2 protein-coding genes are annotated in these 1,655 nt (G+C 44.0%); one reads left to right on the top strand and one right to left on the bottom strand.

From position 1 onward, the window contains the following. Nucleotides 1-159: 159 nt before the first annotated feature. Nucleotides 160-1,488, top strand: a complete 1,329-nt coding sequence (locus tag J2T13_RS26200; protein WP_429375649.1) for an IS4 family transposase — start codon at nucleotides 160-162, stop codon at nucleotides 1,486-1,488. Here J2T13_RS26200 and J2T13_RS26195 read toward each other — a convergent pair. Beyond that, on the bottom strand, nucleotides 1,463-1,655 hold a 193-nt coding region (locus tag J2T13_RS26195; protein WP_429375648.1), incomplete at its 5' end, for a hypothetical protein. The two genes, J2T13_RS26200 and J2T13_RS26195, sit on opposite strands and share 26 nt — an antisense overlap.

Genomic DNA, 1,655 nt, shown 5'->3' with positions numbered 1-1,655 from the left:
CAATGTCATTAAGTTAAGGCGCAGGCCAAAAATCAAGAACAAGAGCAGGTTATCGAAAAGATAGCCTGCTCTTGTTTTTGCACGAAAAAGAAAACAGGACTTGACAAGCAGTTGAAATTGTGTGGCGAAGCCCCTTGGAAAAACGAGGAGGTTACGCCAATGAATAGAAATGAGTACGCAAATTCGCTAAAAGAGACGCTGACATCCCTCATACGAAAAATGTCAGCCACGCCAGCACCTTATGTCAAAAAACCTGAAAAAGATTTTACCCGAAAGAAAAAGCTGCCCTTTGAGACGGTTATGCAACTCCTGATCTCAATGGGTGGCAACAGCATATATAAGGAACTCTTGGAATCGCAGGGCTATGATGTAAACACCGCAACCACTTCTGCTTTTGTCCAACAGAGGAATAAAATCCTGCCTTCTGCTGTGGAATTCCTGTTTCATGAATTTACGGAATCGTATACGGATATCAAGGACTACCGAGGGTATCGGTTACTTGCCGTTGACGGTTCAGATTTGCATATCGCAACTGACTCTGCGGACACGGACACCTATTTTCAAAGTCAACCGAACACGAAAGGTTATAACCTGCTGCATTTGAACGTAGCCTATGACTTGTGCAACAGACTTTACGTTGATGCCATTGTTCAGCCACGAAGGTTATGCAACGAGGGAAGAGCGCTGGCTGCTATGGTTGACCGTTCTCCCATCAAGGGAAAAACTATTGTTACTGCCGATAGAGGTTATGAAAGTTATAACAATTTCGCGCATCTTGAACGTAAAGGGTGGAACTATGTCATACGGGTAAAGGATTTGAATTCCAATGGTATTCTTTCGGGCTTGCGTTTGCCCTCTAGCGGAGCGTTTGATCGTGACATTCATCTGACACTCACAAAAAAACAAACCAAAGAGGTCAAGGCTCATCCCGAGATCTACAAGTTCGTCCCTTCCACGTCTACATTTGATTTTTTGGATCGGCATGAGAACTTGTTTTATCCGATGTCCTTTCGGGTTGTTCGTTTCTTCCTGCCTAATGGCGCTTATGAAACCGTCCTTACGAATCTTTCAGCCGCTGATTTCCCACCCGATGAAATCAAGTCCATTTATAACATGCGATGGGGCATTGAAACCTCTTTCAGGGCATTAAAGTACACCGTCGGTCTGACAAATTTTCACGCAAAGAAACGGGAGTCCATTACCCAAGAGATTTTCGCAAGAATGATCATGTACAATTTTGCTGAAATGATGACCTCGCACGTCGTCATTTCCCAAATGGATAAACGGCACTCATACCAAGTCAACTTCACGGTCGCCGTTCACGTTTGTAGACATTTCCTGCGCTCAAGGGACGATGAACCCCCGCCCGATGTTGAAGCGCTGATTCGCAAAAACATTTTGCCGATTCGACCCATTCGCCTAGGGCAGGAGAATACACGCAAAATCCGCTATAAATCAGCTGTTAGCTTCGTCTACAGAGTAGCATAATTCGGTTCACATGAACATTTTTCAAGCGGATATTCCATCCGCTTTGTTTGCTGTACGCTTTTTTCCTTGCTTGCACAAAAAACAAACGGCACAGGACTTTTCCCCATGCCGTTTCAGATTCCATTTTTATTTTCGCTCTTGTCTTTGAAATTAACTTAATGACATTG

This window comes from Paenibacillus sp. DS2015 (assembly GCF_050433705.1).
Classification (GTDB): domain Bacteria; phylum Bacillota; class Bacilli; order Paenibacillales; family Paenibacillaceae; genus Paenibacillus_AQ.
This window is presented reverse-complemented; position numbering and strand designations above follow the sequence as displayed.

What these genes read in the sequence shown, in the direction of transcription:
- J2T13_RS26200 (WP_429375649.1), top strand. Translation starts at nt 160, where the DNA reads ATGAATAGAAATGAGTACGCAAATTCGCTAAAAGAGACGCTGACATCC.